Annotated in this window: 14 protein-coding genes and 2 riboswitches; of the genes, 8 read left to right on the top strand and 6 right to left on the bottom strand. The window is 68.6% G+C overall.

The window, feature by feature from the left end; genetic code table 11:
* Positions 1 to 11: 11 nt before the first annotated feature.
* Complete coding sequence (locus WG924_RS26620) at positions 12 to 659, bottom strand: LysE/ArgO family amino acid transporter (protein WP_345936064.1); 648 nt, start codon at positions 657 to 659, stop codon at positions 12 to 14.
* 241 nt (positions 660 to 900) lie between these two features.
* Here WG924_RS26620 and glpD point away from each other — a divergent pair, with 241 nt between their 5' ends.
* From glpD to WG924_RS26645, 5 genes are all read left to right on the top strand, one after another.
* A complete protein-coding gene (gene glpD, locus WG924_RS26625) occupies positions 901 to 2,439 on the top strand; it encodes a glycerol-3-phosphate dehydrogenase (protein WP_345936065.1) in 1,539 nt (512 codons plus the stop codon).
* A gap of 207 nt (positions 2,440 to 2,646) precedes the next feature.
* The gene (gene glpK / locus WG924_RS26630; RefSeq protein ID WP_345936066.1) at positions 2,647 to 4,206 is read left to right on the top strand and encodes a glycerol kinase GlpK; all 1,560 of its coding nucleotides are present in this window, start codon (positions 2,647 to 2,649) and stop codon (positions 4,204 to 4,206) included.
* Between the two features lie 152 nt (positions 4,207 to 4,358).
* Complete coding sequence (locus WG924_RS26635; RefSeq protein WP_345936067.1) at positions 4,359 to 4,901, top strand: tetratricopeptide repeat protein; 543 nt, start codon at positions 4,359 to 4,361, stop codon at positions 4,899 to 4,901.
* A 194-nt stretch (positions 4,902 to 5,095) separates the two neighbouring features.
* Positions 5,096 to 5,731 carry a DUF6655 family protein gene (locus WG924_RS26640; protein WP_345936068.1) on the top strand — a complete coding sequence of 212 codons (636 nt, stop codon included), beginning with the start codon at positions 5,096 to 5,098 and terminating at the stop codon, positions 5,729 to 5,731.
* Between the two features lie 312 nt (positions 5,732 to 6,043).
* Positions 6,044 to 6,745 (top strand): helix-turn-helix domain-containing protein, encoded by a 702-nt coding sequence (locus tag WG924_RS26645; protein WP_345936069.1) that lies wholly within the window; start codon positions 6,044 to 6,046, stop codon positions 6,743 to 6,745.
* Positions 6,746 to 6,859: 114 nt separating this feature from the next.
* Here WG924_RS26645 and WG924_RS26650 read toward each other — a convergent pair whose 3' ends face one another.
* On the bottom strand, positions 6,860 to 7,471 hold the full coding sequence (locus WG924_RS26650) for a YqgE/AlgH family protein (protein ID WP_229708076.1): 612 nt from the start codon (positions 7,469 to 7,471) through the stop codon (positions 6,860 to 6,862).
* Positions 7,472 to 7,717: 246 nt separating this feature from the next.
* Here WG924_RS26650 and WG924_RS26655 point away from each other — a divergent pair, with 246 nt between their 5' ends.
* From WG924_RS26655 to upp, 3 genes are all read left to right on the top strand, one after another.
* The gene (locus WG924_RS26655; RefSeq protein WP_345936070.1) at positions 7,718 to 10,012 is read left to right on the top strand and encodes a protein-disulfide reductase DsbD family protein; all 2,295 of its coding nucleotides are present in this window, start codon (positions 7,718 to 7,720) and stop codon (positions 10,010 to 10,012) included.
* Between the two features lie 146 nt (positions 10,013 to 10,158).
* Positions 10,159 to 10,641: a peroxiredoxin gene (locus tag WG924_RS26660; protein ID WP_345936071.1), complete on the top strand. Its 483-nt coding sequence runs from the start codon at positions 10,159 to 10,161 to the stop codon at positions 10,639 to 10,641.
* A gap of 114 nt (positions 10,642 to 10,755) precedes the next feature.
* Positions 10,756 to 11,448 (top strand): uracil phosphoribosyltransferase, encoded by a 693-nt coding sequence (gene upp, locus WG924_RS26665; RefSeq protein ID WP_345936072.1) that lies wholly within the window; start codon positions 10,756 to 10,758, stop codon positions 11,446 to 11,448.
* Positions 11,449 to 11,529: 81 nt separating this feature from the next.
* On the opposite strand, the gene gcvPB is transcribed toward upp, so the two are convergent.
* The 4 genes from gcvPB to gcvT all read right to left on the bottom strand — a co-directional run bounded on the left by gcvPB (position 11,530) and on the right by gcvT (position 16,098).
* Positions 11,530 to 13,098 carry an aminomethyl-transferring glycine dehydrogenase subunit GcvPB gene (gcvPB, locus tag WG924_RS26670; RefSeq protein ID WP_372044899.1) on the bottom strand — a complete coding sequence of 523 codons (1,569 nt, stop codon included), beginning with the start codon at positions 13,096 to 13,098 and terminating at the stop codon, positions 11,530 to 11,532.
* Complete coding sequence (gcvPA, locus tag WG924_RS26675) at positions 13,095 to 14,456, bottom strand: aminomethyl-transferring glycine dehydrogenase subunit GcvPA (RefSeq protein WP_345936073.1); 1,362 nt, start codon at positions 14,454 to 14,456, stop codon at positions 13,095 to 13,097. Before gcvPA ends, gcvPB begins: the two co-directional genes overlap by 4 nt.
* A 4-nt stretch (positions 14,457 to 14,460) precedes the next feature.
* Positions 14,461 to 14,838: a glycine cleavage system protein GcvH gene (gene gcvH / locus WG924_RS26680; protein ID WP_345936074.1), complete on the bottom strand. Its 378-nt coding sequence runs from the start codon at positions 14,836 to 14,838 to the stop codon at positions 14,461 to 14,463.
* Between the two features lie 90 nt (positions 14,839 to 14,928).
* The gene (gene gcvT, locus WG924_RS26685; RefSeq protein ID WP_345936075.1) at positions 14,929 to 16,098 is read right to left on the bottom strand and encodes a glycine cleavage system aminomethyltransferase GcvT; all 1,170 of its coding nucleotides are present in this window, start codon (positions 16,096 to 16,098) and stop codon (positions 14,929 to 14,931) included.
* 84 nt (positions 16,099 to 16,182) lie between these two features.
* Positions 16,183 to 16,324, bottom strand: a riboswitch (glycine riboswitch).
* A riboswitch (glycine riboswitch) is annotated at positions 16,325 to 16,448 on the bottom strand.
* Positions 16,449 to 16,641 lie beyond the last annotated feature (193 nt).

Raw genomic sequence — 16,641 nt, forward strand, 5'->3', positions numbered from 1 at the left:
GGCGGCGACGCTCACCTCAGCAGGCGGATGCCGTCGGCGATCAGCTTGGCGCCGATCAGCCACATGACCAGGGCGATGATGCCGTCGAGCACCCGCCACGCGGCCGGGCGGCGGAACACCGGCACCAGCAGCCGCGCGCCATAGCCCAGCGCCGAGAACCAGGTGATCGAGGCAAGCGCCGCACCACCCACGAACCACAGCCGGTCGGGCATCGGGTGGCGCCCGGAGATGCTGCCCAGCAGAACCACCGTATCAAGATAGACATGCGGGTTCAGCAGGGTGACCGCGGCCACCGTCGCCAGGGTGCGCAGCAGCGGTGCAGCCGGCGCCTCGGAGGGCAGCAACTGGCCGGGCTTCCAGGCACGCCGCGCCGCCATCATCCCATAGGTGATCAGGAAGCCGGCGCCCGCCAGCGACACCACGCCCAGCACCCGTTCATGACCGCTGATCAGCGAGCCGAGCCCCAGCGCGCCGGCCACGATCAGCACGGCATCGGCAAGCGCGCAGAACGCCACGATCGGCAGCACATGGGCGCGGATCAGCCCCTGGCGCAGCACGAAGGCATTCTGCGCGCCAATCGCGATGATCAGGGCCGCCCCCAGGGCAAAGCCTTCGATCGCGGGTCCCAGGGCCAGGCCCGTGGCGGTGTCAGGCGTCATCGTCCGAACCCCTGTGGCGGCTGAAGTCATTGGCGCGGCACTATGCCCCGCCTGGCTGGGGGCTGCAACACGAGGCCCGGCGGGCCGTGCGCCCGCCGCAGACCTGCCGTTCGCTTGCGGTGCGTTACTTTCATTTGAAGTTTCGTATAGGCGCGTCAATATAGAGATACGAACCTGATGGAACCTGAATGGTGGTCTCGGCGTCATGACCCCGATGCGATGGCGCCAAGGGAGCTTCGATATGGCAGAGCATGTGCATGATCTGGCGGTGATCGGCGGCGGCGTGAACGGGTGCGGTGTCGCGCGCGACGCGGCCGGCCGCGGCTATGACGTCGTGCTGGTTGAAAAAGGCGATCTGGCCGGCGCCACCTCGCAGGCCAGCACCAAGCTGATCCATGGCGGGCTGCGCTATCTGGAACATTATGAATTCCGGCTGGTGCGCGAGGCCCTGCGTGAGCGGGCGGTGCTGCTGGATCTGGCGCCGCACATCATCTGGCCGCTGCGTTTCGTGCTGCCGCACAATCAGGGCCAGCGGCCGCGCTGGATGATCCGCGCCGGCCTGTTCATCTATGACCATCTGGCCGGCGGCAATGGCGGCCGCCGCCGTCTGCCCGGCACTCGCACGCTGGATCTGGGCCGCGACCCGGCGGGCGGGCCGCTGAAGGACGACTTCCGCCGGGCCTTCGAATATTCCGATGCCTGGGTCGACGATGCCCGGCTGGTGGTACTGAACGCCATCGACGCCCATGATCGCGGCGCAGAGATCCGCACCCGCACCGAGCTGATCGCGGCCGAGCGGGGCCGCGATCTGTGGACGCTGCGCCTGCGCGACACCGAAACCGGCGTCACCTCCACCCTGAAGGCGCGGGCGGTGGTGAACGCCGCCGGCCCCTGGGTGGCCGATACGCTGGTCGAGCGGCTGCATGTGAAGACCCCGGAGAGGGTGCGGCTGGTGCGCGGCAGCCATATCGTGGTCAAGCGGCTGTTCGATCACGATCGCGCCTATATCTTCCAGAATCCCGACGGTCGTATCGCCTTCGCCATCCCTTATGAGGATGATTTCACCCTGATCGGCACCACCGATGCCGATCATCAGGGCGATCCGGGGCAGGTTGCGATCACGCCCGCGGAAATCGACTATCTGTGCGCGGCGGTCTCGGCCTATTTCAAGCGGCCGGTCACCCCCGACATGGTGGTCTGGTCCTATTCCGGTGTGCGACCGCTCTATGATGACGGGGCCAGCAAGGCGCAGGAGGCGACCCGCGACTATGTGTTGAGCGTCGACACGGCGGCTGCGCCGGTGATCAGTGTCTTCGGCGGCAAGATCACGACCTTTCGCCGGCTGGCCGAAGGCGTGATGGAAAAGCTGCTGCGGCTGCTGCCGCCATCGGCTGGCACGGGCATGGCGGCCTGGACCGCCTATGCGCCGCTGCCGGGGGCCGTGCTGCCCGCCGGCGGCACGGCCGCGCTGGCGGCGGCCCTGGCCGAGACCCATCCGGTGCTGGATGCACGCACCCGCCTGCGGCTGGCGCGCAGCTATGGCGGCCGGGTGTGGCAGGCGGTGGGCGATGCCGCGACCGATCCGGCCGCACTGGGGGTAGGCTTCGGTGCCGGGCTCCATGCCCGTGAAGTCGCCTTTCTGATGGATCAGGAATGGGCGCGCACGGCGGAAGACGTGTTGTGGCGGCGCACCAAGCTGGGCCTGCGGATCGATGCCGCCGGTGCCGACCGGCTGGCGGCCTGGATGCGCGCCCGCGGCGCCGGGCGGCTGGCCGCGTGACGCCGCCGTCACCGCGCAGGTGGCCTGCCCGTCTATTGCCCGCCCGTCTATTGCCCGCCCGTCAGGGCAGGCTTGCCGGCGGCGCGCCCCCCGGCCCAAACTGACGCCTGAATGATCGGGGCATCCAAGCCCCGGCCGTGGCCGGCGTGCGGTTGTCTTTATCCTGCATGGCCCGGCCCCAGACCTTGAAGGAGGATCGCCGCCGCCATGTCCGCTCATATCGCCACCCCTGACGCCGCAGACGACCAGCCCGGCCGCCACGGCTTCACCGGCCAGGGATTGATCCTGGCGCTGGATCAGGGCACCACATCGACCCGGGCGATGCTGTTCGATGGCGCGATGCAGGTCATCGCCACCGATCAGCAGGAATTTCCCCAGCATTTCCCGGCATCGGGGCTGGTTGAACATGATGCCGAAGATCTGTGGCGGACCAGTGTCGCCACGATGAAGGGCGCGCTTGCCACAGCCGGCGTCGATGCCGGCGCGCTGGCCGCGATCGGCATCACCAACCAGCGCGAGACCACCGTGGTCTGGGACCGCGAGACCGGCCGCGCCATTCATCCGGCCATCGTCTGGCAGGACCGGCGCACCGCCCGGATCTGCGGCGAGTTGAAGCGCGACGGCCATGAGCAACTGGTCCGCGACCGCTCGGGCCTGCTGCTCGATCCCTATTTCTCGGCCACCAAGATCGGCTGGATTCTGGACAAGGTGGAGGGCGCGCGTGCCGCCGCCGCCGCGGGACGCCTCGCCTTCGGCACGGTCGACAGCTTCCTGATCTGGCGGATGACCGGCGGCCGCGTGCATGCGACCGATGCCACCAACGCCTCGCGCACCATGCTCTATGACATCCACAAGGGCACCTGGTGCCCGGAGCTGTGCGCGGTGTTCGGCGTGCCGATGTCGATGCTGCCCGATGTCCGCGACAGCGCCGGCGATTTCGGCGAAACCCTGCCCGATCTGCTGGGCCGGCCGGTGCCGATCCGTGGGGTTGCCGGCGATCAGCAGGCGGCCACCACCGGTCAGGCCTGTTTCCGCCCGGGCATGGTCAAGGCCACCTATGGCACCGGTTGTTTCGCGCTGCTGGTGACCGGCCGCCAGTCGGTGCGGTCGCGCAACCGGCTGCTGACCACCGTCGCCCTGCAACTGAACGGCCGGCGCAGCTACGCGCTGGAAGGCTCGATCTTCGTCGCCGGGGCGGCGGTGCAATGGTTGCGCGACGGGCTGGGCCTGATTTCGACATCGGCCGAAAGCGAGCAACTGGCGGCGGCGGCCGACCCGGCCCAGAGCGTGTATCTGGTGCCGGCCTTCACCGGGCTTGGCGCGCCGCATTGGGATGCCGATGCGCGCGGCGCCATGTTCGGTCTGACCAGGGCGACCGGCCCGCGAGAGATCGCGCGCGCCGTGCTGGACAGCGTCGCCTATCAGACCCGCGATCTGGTCGAGGCGATGCGCGGGGACTGGGAGGGCACCGATTTCGGCGAAACCGTGCTGCGCGTCGATGGCGGGATGGTCGCCAGCGACTGGCTGATGCAGCGTCTGGCTGACATGCTGGCAACGCCGGTCGACCGGCCGAAGCTGCGCGAGACCACCGCGATGGGGGCGGCCTATCTGGCGGGACTGGCCGCCGGGGTCTATCCGGACCCGGAGGTGTTCGCCGATGGCTGGGCGCTGGATCGCCGATTCGAGCCGGCGATGGCCGAGGCCGAGCGCGAGCGGCTGTATGGCGGCTGGCAGGACGCCGTGCGCCGGACCCTGACCCGCACCTGACCCGATGGCGCGGATGAACTGACCCCGGCGGATCGCGGCGCGCCATTCTGCACCGCGATCCTCAGCCGGGGTGGCGGCGGCGGCGCATCCGCCTTATTCTGAAGGCTGTGTTCAGCCCCTGTTCACGCCGCCGGCCGGGACGATGCCTGACGATGGTCAACGAGATTCTGAAGCTGATCCTCAAGGGATATGAGCGTCGCCCGGCGCCTGCGATGTCGTGGCGGCTCGATGCCCTGTTCCGCGCGCTGCTCGACCCCGCCGCCACGGAAGACCCCGACGACATTCAGGCGATGATCTGGGCCTTGTGGTGCGAACATCCCGACCCGGAGGCGGCGCGCAGCCTGTCGCGGGCTGCCGATGCCATGGTCGCGGGCCGGCTGGTGGTGGCCGAGAGCATGCTGGACCGCACCGTGCTGCGCTGGCCCGATTTTGCCGAGGCCTGGAACAAGCGGGCGACGCTGTATTACATGCAGGACCGCGACCAGGAGAGCATGTCCGATATCCGCACGGCGCTGGAGCTGGAACCGCGCCATTTCGGCGCGATCTGCGGCTTCGGCCAGATCTGCATGCGTCGCGGCGACCGCATGGCGGCACTCGCCGCCTTCGAAACCGCGCTGCGCCTGAACCCGCATCTGGCCAATGTCCGCCAGATGGTCGAGGCGCTGGCCGAAGACCTGCCCCGCACAGTGAACTGACCGCGCTTCTCGCGCGCCCCCGTGAGCTTTCTGTAAGCGTTGCCGGGGGGCTGAAACCTTTGCGGGCCACCGGTTGCATCGCGACGCCATTGCCCTGACCTTAGCGATGATCTGGAGCCGTGGTGCATGCCGGCGTAAGCCGGCAGACGCGCCCGGAGGCAGGTTTCCGGGACGTGTCTGCTGAAAGGAAGGGTATGCGTCGATCGCTCGTGGCCGCCATCGTGTCGGCGGCGCTGCTCGCCGCCTGCACCTCGGCGCGGGAAAGCGCGCCTGCCCGTACCGCCACCGAACAACTGCTGCTGTCATCGGCGGTCGACCGGGCAGCCCAGGCCCTGATGCTGGATCTGCCGCCCGATGCCGCGGTTTATGTCGACGCCAGCCTGTTCGAGGGCCTGGATGGCAAATACGCGGTGGGATCGGTGCGGGAACAGCTTCTGCGACGGGGCGCCCGGCTGATGCCCAATCGCGACCGCGCGGACATCGTGGTGGAAATCCGCTCCGGCGCTCTGTCGATCGATGACGAGAAGGCGCTGCTCGGCATTCCGGCATTCGATGTGCCGGTGCCCTTGTCGGATACCGTCAGCACACCGGAACTGGCATTGGTGAAGCGTGATGAACGTCGTGGCACGGTGAAGCTGGCCGCCATCGCCTATGATGCCCATGACGGCCGCATGGTCGACGCCACCGGCCCCCGCTATGGCTTTTCACACATCACCGACTGGACCGTTTTGGTGTTCTCGTGGAGCAACAGCGATGTGCTGCCGGAAGACAAGGCGATTCCGCCGATCACCAGCACGCTCCGCGATTTCGGCCTGGGCGGCCAGCCATAGCGGCGCCCGGTCGTGACGGGAGCGGCGGGCGTCGTGCTCCACGAAAAAAACGGCCGGAGGCAGAACCTCCGGCCGATAAAGTCGCGTGTGTGAGGACGAGTCGTGCGAAACGGGAATGAAACGTTTGGCACGGCGTTCATCATATGAGATTGAGAATTATTCGCAACATTAATCTGCCGAGCCTGATGATTCTCCCGGGCTGGGCCGGAATCGGCGGAGCCCCGCGCCATGGCGGGGGCCGTGGACAAATTGATGCCGATCCGGCAGGAAGAGGTGCCGCGGGGCGCGTGCGGCAGGATCGGAGGGCGCGACATGACAGACAGCGTGAAAGACAGCGCCGCCGCCATCGCGGTCGCGGTGCCGGCGGATGCAGGCATCATCTCCCGGTCCATCCGGGCCACACGGCAGCGCAAGGGGCTGACATTGGCGGCGCTGGCCGAGCGGATGGCGATGGACAAGGGCTATCTGTCGCGGGTGGAGCGGGGGCAGAAATCTCCCTCGGTGGGCACGTTGCTGAAGATTGCCGCGGCGCTGGATGTGCCGATCGGCCAGTTGTTCGGCGAGACCACCGATGACGAGGCGATCACCGTCATCCGGCGCGCCGACCATGTGGATGTCGCCGGCGGGGCGACCCCGGGGCCGGGCGCGCTGGTGCGGGCGCTGCTGCCGGCGGGCGACGGGCGGCGTTTAAGCGTCTTCACCATCGAGCCGGGCGGCGGCCGCCTGTCGCAGACCGCGGATCATCCGGGCGACGAGTTTCTCTATGTTCTGACGGGCGCCCTGGAAATCATCTTTCCCGACCGGGTGGTCCAGTTGGAGACAGGCGATGCGATCCATTTCGACGGCCATCTGCGCCACCAGTTGCGGCGGCTGGGCGAGGCGCCGACCCAGGCGCTGATCGTGGTCGCCCAGGATCTGACACCAGGCGGCGGCGAAGAGGGGCGGGGCGCCGAAGAGGCGCCGAAAAAAAACCGGCCGGAGGAGAACCACCGGCCGGCAAAGTCGCGTGTGTGAGGACGAGTCGTGCGAAACGGGAATGAAACGTTTGCACACCGATGATCATATGCAATTGAGAATTACTCGCAAGAATAAACTGCGTCACGGTCGCAGATTTTTCAAGCGACGCGATCAGGCATGGCCACCTTCGCCCGACAGGTGCAGAAGATTGACCCCCAGCCGGCCGATGGCGTCGCGCCACCGGCCATCGATATCGGGGCCGAACAGCAGGTCGCTGTCGGCATCGACCACCAGCCAGCTGTTGCTCTGGATCTCGATTTCAAGCTGACCGGGCCCCCAGCCGGCATAGCCCAGCGCGACCAGAACCTGATCGGGGCCGTGGCCTTCGATCATCGCCTTCAGCACGTCGAGCGTGGCGGTCAGGGCCACCGCATCATCGACCCGCAGACTGGTCGCCAGAATGTAGTCGGCGGAATGCAGCACGAAGCCGCGGCCGGTTTCCACCGGTCCGCCGAAATGGACCTTGACGCCCGCGGTATCCGGGCCGGATTCCAGCCCCAGTTGGGTCAGAAGCTCGGGGAAGTCGACCGTGTCGAGCACCCGGTTGACCACGATGCCCATGGCGCCATCATCGGAATGGGCACACAGATAGATCACCGTCTTGGAAAACCACGGGTCATCCAGCCGGGGCATGGCGATCAGCACCTTGCCGGAAAGGCCGTCGGGATCCGTCGTCTCGAACGACGCATTCGCCGCTGCCGCCATCGGGCGGTCTGCCCGCATCCCTGCCATCGCCCGTGTACCTTCTCGACCGTGTTTGCGGCGGGGCGCCGCATCTGACATGGTTCGCCGGCTGTGGCCCGGTCCCCGCGCCGGGGCACCCTGTCGCATGGGCATCCGGTGCCATGCTGCTTATGATATCGTTCCAGTTAGGTAGGCCGGGGCCGGAGCATGCGCAAGGGCGCATGATCGGCCCGTGCCGTTACGCGCATGTCTTTGGCCCGCCCCCGCCCGGAAAACCGCCAGCCGATGTCCAGCACCAGACCCGTTCCGCCAACCCGCCCCGCCCTGCGCCGCCACGGCCAGCGTATCCGGCCATGGCATGCGCTGATGGCGCTGGTGCTGCTGGTGGTGCTGATGCTGGTATCGGCGGTTCTGGCCAATGCCGCAGAGAGCGGCGACGCGCAGACCGATATTGCATCCGGCACCGGGCCCTCGGCAGGCGAGGTGTCGCGCGGCTGGCTCGGTCCCTGGGTGGAAGGGCCGCAGTCGGCGGTGCGTCTGGTGGTGGCCCCCCCTGTCCCGGGCGGCGGCGCGGCGGCGGGTGCGGTCATGGCCGGGCTCGATTTCAGGATGGCGCCGGGATGGAAGCTGTATTGGCGCTCGCCCGGCGATGCCGGTCTGCCGCCGGCCATCGATACCACGGCGTCGCCGCAGATCGGTGATGCCCGGATTCTGTGGCCGCTGCCGGAACGCTTCACCGCCTTCGACACCATCCACACCTATGCCTATGCCGACCGGGTGCTGCTGCCGGTGCGGCTGCGCCAGAGCGCGGAAGCGCCGCTGCGGCTGACCGTGGATTATCAGGTCTGCGAGGCCTTGTGTATTCCGGTGCGTGCCGACCTGGCGCTGGATGCGCCATCCGGCGCCGCCGACCCGCTGGATCGCACGGCGCAGGAGGCGCGGGCGCTGGTCGATGCCGGGCTGGCACGGGTGCCGCCGGTGGTGGTGGATGCGGTCGCCAGCCCGTTCGCGGCGGTGTCGGCGGGGCTGGTCGATGCGCGCGCGGACCGGCCGGCACGGCTGGTGGTCGAGGCGAAAAGCGTCGAGGGGTTCGGCCTCGACGCCGACGTGTTCATCGAAGGGCCGGATGGCTTCGCCTTCACACCGCCCGAACGGCGCCTTCTGGGCGACGGGCACACGGCGCGTTTCGTGTCGGAGGTGCTGCCGCCCACGGCCGATGCCCGGCTGCTGGGCGAGACGCTGCGCCTGACCCTGGTCGACCCGCGGTCGGATGTGGCTGCCCTGCGCGCCGTCGAGACCACGGCACAGGTGGTACCGGCGCCGGCAACCCTGCTCGGCCCCGAAGGCGGGTTGATCGCGGCGGTGCTGATCGGTCTGGCCGGGGGGCTGATCCTGAACATCATGCCCTGCGTGCTGCCGGTGCTGTCGATCAAGCTGATGGGGCTGGTGGCGGCGCGGGGGTTGAGCCGCGGTCATGTCCGCGTCAGCCTGCTGGCCACGGCCGCCGGCATCATCCTGTCATTCCTGGCGCTGGCGGCGCTGGCGCTGGGCCTGAAGACCGCCGGCATCGCCGTGGGCTGGGGCGTCCAGTTCCAGCAGCCGGTGTTCATCGGCCTGATGATCCTGGCCATGGCCCTGTTCGCGGCATCGCAGCTTGGTGCCTTCACCATCCGCGCGCCGACCCTGGCGGGCGGGCTGGCGCGCGAGGCGGTGGGCCAGGGCGGCCCCCGGCCCGGGCAGGCGCTGATCAGCGGCGTGGTCGCCACCCTGCTGGCGACCCCCTGTTCGGCACCGTTCGTGGGCACGGCGCTGGGCTTCGCGCTGGCCGGCGGCACCGGCGACATCCTGGCGGTGTTCCTGGCGCTGGGCATCGGCATGGCGCTGCCCTATCTGCTGATCGCGGCGGTGCCGGCGGCGATCCGCCTGTTGCCGCGCCCGGGGCGCTGGATGCTGTGGGTGAAGACCGCCATGGGGCTGGGGCTGGCCGGCACCGCCATCTGGCTGGGCTTCGTGCTGGCCGATCTGGTGGGACCAGGGCCGGCCGCCGCCGTCGTGGCGCTGGCGGCCCTGGCCGCCGCCCTGCCGGCGGTGATCGCCAAGGCGCGGCTGCTGCGCTGGGCGGGGGTGGCCGGGCTTGCGACCGCGGCGATTGCGATTGCGGCTCTGGCGCCACCGCCGGCGGCGCGCGGCTTTCAGGCGCTGGCGGCCGATGGCCCCTGGGTGCCGTTCCAGCCCGATACCATCGCCGGCGAGGTGGCCGCCGGTCGGGTGGTGTTCGTCGACGTCACCGCCAGTTGGTGCGTGACCTGTATCGTCAACGAGGAACGGGTGCTGACGGTCGACCCGGTCGCCAGCCGCATCGCCGACCCGGCGGTGGTGGCGATGAAGGCCGACTGGACCCGGCCCGATCCGGCGATTTCAGCCTATCTGGCAGGCTTCGGCCGCTATGGCATTCCGTTCAACGTGGTCTATGGCCCCGCCGCGCCGCAGGGGTTGGTGCTGCCCGAACTGCTGACCGCAGACGCCGTGACCGGCGCCATCGCGCGCGCGGCGGCGAGCCCCGGCGCCTCTGGCGGCTGACAAGACAAGCGCGCGCTTGCACCTGTCACCCGATCGCGCCTTAAATGTGGTCGGACCCGGCCGGCCGCCGGCATATCAGCGCCAGACAGTCTGCACGTGTCAGGACGTGGCCGGCGGGTGACAGACAGCAACCAGGAGAGCGACAGATGTCGATCACGACCGGCGACAAGATTCCCGCAGCGACGCTGGTGGAAATGACCGCGGACGGCCCGGCCAAGATCACCACCGACGCGTTGTTCGGCGGCCGCACGGTTGCCGTGTTCGCGGTGCCGGGTGCCTTCACCCCCACCTGCTCGGCCCGTCACCTGCCGGGCTTCGTTGAAAAGGCCGATGCCTTCAAGGCCAAGGGTGTCGACGAGATCGTCTGCATCTCGGTCAATGACGCCTTCGTCATGGGTGCCTGGGGCAAGGCGCAGTCGGTGGATGGCAGCGTGCGGCTGCTGGCCGATGGCAATGGCGACTTCACCAAGGCGGTCGGCCTCACCCTCGATGGCTCGGGCTTCGGCATGGGCCTGCGGTCGCAGCGTTATTCCATGCTGGTCAAGGACGGCGTGGTCCAGCAACTGAATGTCGAGAAGGGCGGGGCATTCGAGGTCAGCGATGCCGACACCCTGCTCGGTCAGCTCTGATCCGAGCTCTGACTGGTCGACCATTTCTGCTAGTCTGACCGATGGCCGGCGGCGCTCTGCGTTGCCGGCCATCGTCTATCGCCACCTTCATCGCCACCACGTCGCGGAGCCCAGATGACCGAGACCGCCGCCACCGACGCCCATGCCGGCTCTGACCGGGATTTCGCCACGCGGTTTCCAAACCTGCACGTGCTGGATCATCCGCTGATCCTGCACAAGCTCAGCCATATGCGCGATCGTTCCACCTCAACCAAGACCTTCCGCCAGTTGCTGCGCGAGATCGCCCTGCTGATGGGATACGAGATCACCCGCGCCCTGCCGATCACTCATGAAGAGATCGACACACCGCTTGAACGGGTGGCGGCGCCGGTGATCGAGGGCAAGAAGGTCGCGGTGGTGCCGATCCTGCGCGCCGGGCTCGGCATGGCCGACGGTCTGACCGAGCTGATGCCGGCGTCGCGCATCGGCCATGTCGGGCTGTATCGCGACGAGGAGACCAAGGAACCGGTGGAATATCTGGTGAAGCTGCCCAAGGCCGAGGGCCGCACCTTCATTCTGGTCGATCCGATGCTGGCCACCGGCAATTCGGCGGTGCATGCGGTCGACGTGCTGAACCGCCACGGCGTGGCTGACGAGCAGATCCGCTTCATGGCGCTGATCGCGGCACCCGAGGGGCTGGCGGTGTTCACCCGTGCCCATCCGCAGGTGCCGGTCTATGTGGCGGCGGTCGACCGCTGCCTGGACGAGAACGCCTATATCCGCCCCGGCCTTGGCGATGCCGGCGACCGGTTGTTCGGCACTCGCTGACATGTCGAAGGCCCCGTCACACTGTGCTGTGACGGGGCCCGACCTGGTCGTTGAGCCCTGAACAGGTGCCCGGCCGTGGGACTATTCCGCGGCGGCGCGGGTATCCACCGGCGGGGTCCAGCGCAGGATCGGCTTGCGGGCGGCCAGCGTTTCATCCAGGCGGCGGCGCGGCGCATAGCGCGGGGCGGCGTGGAACATGGCGGCCTCGCCGGCCTTGGCGCGCCGGGCCAGCGACAGCAGCGCATCGACCAACTGGTCCAGCGCCTGCTTCGATTCGGTCTCGGTCGGTTCGATCAGCATCGCGCCATGCACCACCAGCGGGAAGTACATGGTCATCGGGTGGAAACCCTCGTCGATCATCGCCTTGGCGAAATCGAGCGTGCTGACGCCGGTGCCATCCAGGAAGCTGTCGTCGAACAGGCATTCATGCATGGCCGGGCCGGCGAAGGCCGGGGTCATTTCTTCCGACAGCCGCACCATCAGATAGTTGGCGGCCAGCACCGCATCGCCCGATGCGGTGTGCAGCCCGTCGCGGCCCAGGCTTTTCATATAGGCGAGGGCGCGCGTGAACATGCCCATCTGGCCGAAGAACGCCTTCAGCCGGCCGACGGCACCGCCACCCGGCACGGCATCGACCGTATAGCTGCCATCATCCGCCGTCTGGATGCGCGGCCCCGGCGCCACATGGGCCAGGCTTTCCGCGAACACCACCGGGCCGGAGCCCGGGCCACCACCGCCATGCGGGGTGGAGAAGGTCTTGTGCAGGTTGATGTGCATACAGTCGAAGCCAAGCTCGGCCGGCTTCACCCGCCCGACGATTGCGTTGAAATTGGCGCCATCGCCATAGAAATAGGCGCCGACCTCGTGGACCGCGTCGGCGATGGCGCGGACATCACGTTCAAACAACCCGCAGGTGTTGGGATTGGTCAGCATCACGGCCGCGACATCGGGACCGAGCGCCGCCTTCAGCGTCGCCACATCCACCCGGCCGTCCGCCGTGCCGGGAATGCTCTCGACGGTATAGCCGCACAGCACCGCCGAGGCCGGGTTGGTGCCATGGGCGCTGTCGGGCACGATCACCCGCCGGCGGGCGTCACCGCGCGCGACATGGGCCGCCCGGATCGCCATCAGCCCGGCCAGTTCGCCATGGGCGCCGGCGGCGGGGGCCAATGTGATCTCGGCCATGCCGGTCAGCCGCTTCAGCCAGTCGGACAACTCGGCCATCACGCCCAGCGCGCCCTGAATGGTCGATACCGGTTGCAGGGGGTGCAGATCGGCGAAGCCCGGCATCCGCGCCACCTTTTCATTCAGGCGCGGATTGTACTTCATGGTGCACGAGCCCAGCGGGAACAGGCCGCTGTCGATGGAATAATTCTTCTGCGACAGGCGCACGAAATGGCGCACCACCTGCGGCTCGGCCAGATCGGGCAGGCCGATGGCGCCCTTGCGGGCGGTGCCGCCCAGCCGGTTGGTGGCGGCCGGCACCGGCGGCAGATCCACGCCGATCCGCCCGGGGGTGCCCTGTTCGAAGATCAGCGGCTCTTCGAGTTGAAGCGCCCGGTTGCCGGTCGCGGTCTCAGGGACCATCGAGGCATCGGCGTCGGCGGTGTCACGCGCGACGCGGCCCTGCGAGCGATCGATCGCGGTCATGCCGCCAACTCCTCTGCAAGTGCTGCGGCCAGGGCCTCGACGTCGTCCTCGGTGACCAGTTCGGTGACGGCAACCACCAGCAGCGGGGCCAGGCGGTCGGTATCGCCCTCCACGCCGTCCAGTGTTGCCGGCGCGATGCCGGCCAGGATGCCGCGATCGGCCAGACGCTGCACCACCGGGGCCGAGGGGCGGCCCAGATCGAGGGTGAATTCGTTGAAGAAGCTGTCATTCACCAGGGTGACGCCTGGCACGGCCGCCAGCCGGTCGGCGGCCAGCGACGCCTGGGCATGGTTCAGCGCCGCCAGATGGCTGACGCCCTGTTCGCCCAGCATCGCCACATGAATGGTGAAGGCGGTGGCGCAGAGCCCCGCCGAGGTGCAGATATTGCTGGTCGCCTTGTCGCGGCGGATGTGCTGCTCGCGGGTCGACAGCGTCAGCACGAAGCCGCGGCGGCCATCGGCATCGACGGTTTCGCCGCACAGCCGGCCCGGCATCTGGCGCAGGAATTTCGACCGGGTGGCGAATAATCCGACGGTGGGGCCGCCGAAGGTGAGCATGTTGCCGAAGCTCTGGCCCTCGCCGACCACGATGTCGGCGCCCATGGCGCCGGGGCTTTCGATCGCGCCCAGCGACACCGCCTCGGTCACCGCCACCACCAGCAGCGCGCCCTTGGCGTGGACCGCGTCGGCCAGCGCCGTCAGGTCGCTGACATGGCCGAAGAAGCCGGGGTTCTGAACGATGACGGCGGCGGTGCCGGCATCGACCCGGGCCATGATGTCGTCTTCGGCCCGCGGATCGGCCGGGGCCAGATCGACCTCGATACCGGCGAAGCCCAGTTGGTTGCGGACCACGGCGCGGTAATGCGGGTGCACCGATCCCGCCACCACCACCTTGTTGCGACGGGTGATGCGCACCGCCATCATCCCGGCCTCGGCCGCGGCGGTCGAGCCGTCATAGAGCGAGGCATTGGCCACGTCCATGCCGGTCAGCAGCGCCACCTGGGTCTGGAACTCGAACAGGGTCTGCAACGTGCCCTGGGCGATTTCAGGCTGATAGGGGGTATAGGCGGTCAGGAATTCCGACCGCTGGATCAGATGGTCGACAGCGGCCGGCACGTGGTGGCGATACAGGCCGCCGCCCACGAAGAACGGGCCGTCGCCGGCCGAGCGGCTGGCGCGGGCATAGGCCTGCATCTCGCGCTCGACCTGAAACTCGCCCTTGCCATCGGCAAGGGCGAAGGCACTGGCATCGTGCAGCATGCCGGCCGGCACGTCACGATACAGCGCGTCGATCGTCGGGGCTCCGACCACGCGGAGCATCTCCGCGCGGTCGGCGCCGGTCAGTGGCAGATAACGCATGATGTCACTCCAGCCCCGCGACATAGGCCGCGTAGGCGTCTTCGTCCATCAACTCGTCCAACTGGCCCGCATCGGTCACGCGCATGCGGAAGAACCAGCCCTCGCCGGCGGGATCGCTGTTCACCAGGCTGGGGTCATCGACCACCGCCTCGTTGCCGGCGACCACCTCGCCATCGATCGGCGCATAGACGTCGGAGGCGGCCTTGACCGACTCGACCACCGCGGCGTCATCGCCGGTGGCAAGCGTGCGGCCGATCTCGGGCAGTTCAACGAACACCACATCGCCAAGCTGGCCCTGGGCGTAGTCGGTGATGCCGATGGTCGCGACCTCGCCATCGAGGTCGATCCATTCATGGTCTTTGGTGAAGTGCCGAGTGCTCATGAGAAAGCTCGCTGTTCCCTGGTGGGGCGGGGTGGTTTTCTGTGGGCGCGGGGGGCGCGCGCATAACGGCGGCCGGACGCGGCCGATTGGTCAGCGCTTGTAGCGGTGCGGCACGAAGGGCATGGCGGCAACGGTCGCCGGCCGGGCCTTGCCGCGGATATCCAGCGACACAGCCGTGCCGGCCGCCGCCAGATCCGCGCGGATATAGGCCATGGCGATCGGGCCATCGGCACTGGGGCCGAAACCGCCGCTGGTGACATGACCGACCGTGGCGCCGTCGCCATCCAGCACGGCCGTGCCTTCCCGCGCGATCACCCGGCCGTCTGGCAGCAGGCCGACCCGGCGGCGGGTGGGGCCGTCGGTAAAGGCGCTGGCGATCACCGCGGCGCCGGGATAGCCAGCATCGGCCACCCGCCGGCGTTTGGCGATCGACCAGCCCAGCCCGGCTTCGACCGGGTTGGTGGCAAGATCGATGTCATGACCATAGAGGCAGAGCCCGGCTTCCAGACGCAGGCTGTCGCGGGCGCCAAGCCCGATCGGCTTTACCCGGTCATCGGCCAGCAGCAGCCGGGCCAGCGCATCGGCCTGATCGGCGGGAACCGAAATCTCATAGCCATCCTCGCCGGTATAGCCCGACCGGCTGACCAGGCAGGCGATGCCGGCGATGTCGAGCGCCATCATCGACATGAAGGTCATGGCTGCCGCATCCGGCGCGTGGGTGGACAGCACCGCTTCGGCCGCCGGCCCCTGCACCGCGATCAAGGCCCGGTCGTCCAGCACCTCAAGCGCATGGCCGGCGGGCAGATGGGCGGCAATATGGGCGAAATCATCGGCCTTGCAGGCAGCGTTCACGACCAGAAACACATGGTCGTCGAACCGCGTCGCCATCAGGTCGTCGCGGATGCCGCCCTCAGGGGTGGTAAGCTGGGTATAGCGCATCCGCCCGGTGCCGAGCCCGGTGATGTCGCCCGGCACCAGGGTTTCCAGGGCGGCGGCGGCATCGGGGCCGGTGATCCGCGCCTGACCCATATGGCTGACATCGAACAGCCCGGCCGCGGCGCGGCAATGCAGGTGTTCGGCCTTGATGCCATCGGGATACTGGACCGGCATCAGATAGCCCGCGAAGGGCACCATTCTGCCGCCGAGGGCGACATGCAGGTCGTAGAGCGGCGTGCGCGCGACATCGGCATCGGCGGCCGACGTCTCGGGATCGGGTGCATGGGTGGCAGGCGATACGGCGGTCTTGTCCGTGCCGGACATCAGGTCGCTCCGTCAAACAGGAAAGCGGCCGCGCATCTCCCAGGTCCGGTGCCGGCATCCCTGCCGTTCCGTCCCCGGAGATGACCCCGCTCTGTCTTCGGACCTGAAAGATTGTGCGATCGGCAGATCCCCGCCCGCGCGGATGATCCGCGCGGTGAGGTCGCCGGTGCACTTACCCCTTCGGTGAGGTGCCGCGATCGATTGCGGCACCTGCTTTCCAGAGTGACATTCCCCTGCGGTCCCTGGTGCCTGAGAGTTTACCGGGGCCGGTTGCTCCTTCGGCGGCGATGCCACATCACCCCCGGCCGTTCAGGGCCGGGTGCGGTATCGCGCTCTCCCACAGGGTTCGACTGTCACGTAGCCTCCGAGCGACCCCAAGATACACGAGGCGTCGGCACCGCACAATCTGTCCCGCATGTCCCGCAGGGCCCCGAACTCGGGTTAACGCGGTTTACGGCTTGCTCGTGCCGTGATTCTCTGAATCACCCTGATTTGGAGGACTGCTATGCCGCTGACTGGCCCGGCCCGTGGAGAGACGTCGCG

The organism is Tistrella arctica, assembly GCF_039630945.1.
GTDB lineage: Bacteria > Pseudomonadota > Alphaproteobacteria > Tistrellales > Tistrellaceae > Tistrella > Tistrella bauzanensis.

Bases quoted from the DNA above. Each gene is read 5' to 3' on its own strand.
- glpK (WP_345936066.1), top strand. From the start codon at position 2,647: ATGTCCGCTCATATCGCCACCCCTGACGCCGCAGACGACCAGCCCGGC.
- upp (WP_345936072.1), top strand. From the start codon at position 10,756: ATGACCGAGACCGCCGCCACCGACGCCCATGCCGGCTCTGACCGGGAT.
- gcvPA (WP_345936073.1), bottom strand. From the start codon at position 14,456: ATGCGTTATCTGCCACTGACCGGCGCCGACCGCGCGGAGATGCTCCGC.
- glpD (WP_345936065.1), top strand. From the start codon at position 901: ATGGCAGAGCATGTGCATGATCTGGCGGTGATCGGCGGCGGCGTGAAC.
- WG924_RS26650 (WP_229708076.1), bottom strand. From the start codon at position 7,471: ATGCGGGCAGACCGCCCGATGGCGGCAGCGGCGAATGCGTCGTTCGAG.
- gcvH (WP_345936074.1), bottom strand. From the start codon at position 14,838: ATGAGCACTCGGCACTTCACCAAAGACCATGAATGGATCGACCTCGAT.
- WG924_RS26620 (WP_345936064.1), bottom strand. From the start codon at position 659: ATGACGCCTGACACCGCCACGGGCCTGGCCCTGGGACCCGCGATCGAA.
- WG924_RS26660 (WP_345936071.1), top strand. From the start codon at position 10,159: ATGTCGATCACGACCGGCGACAAGATTCCCGCAGCGACGCTGGTGGAA.
- WG924_RS26635 (WP_345936067.1), top strand. From the start codon at position 4,359: ATGGTCAACGAGATTCTGAAGCTGATCCTCAAGGGATATGAGCGTCGC.
- WG924_RS26645 (WP_345936069.1), top strand. From the start codon at position 6,044: ATGACAGACAGCGTGAAAGACAGCGCCGCCGCCATCGCGGTCGCGGTG.
- gcvT (WP_345936075.1), bottom strand. From the start codon at position 16,098: ATGTCCGGCACGGACAAGACCGCCGTATCGCCTGCCACCCATGCACCC.
- gcvPB (WP_372044899.1), bottom strand. From the start codon at position 13,098: ATGACCGCGATCGATCGCTCGCAGGGCCGCGTCGCGCGTGACACCGCC.
- WG924_RS26655 (WP_345936070.1), top strand. From the start codon at position 7,718: ATGTCCAGCACCAGACCCGTTCCGCCAACCCGCCCCGCCCTGCGCCGC.
- WG924_RS26640 (WP_345936068.1), top strand. From the start codon at position 5,096: ATGCGTCGATCGCTCGTGGCCGCCATCGTGTCGGCGGCGCTGCTCGCC.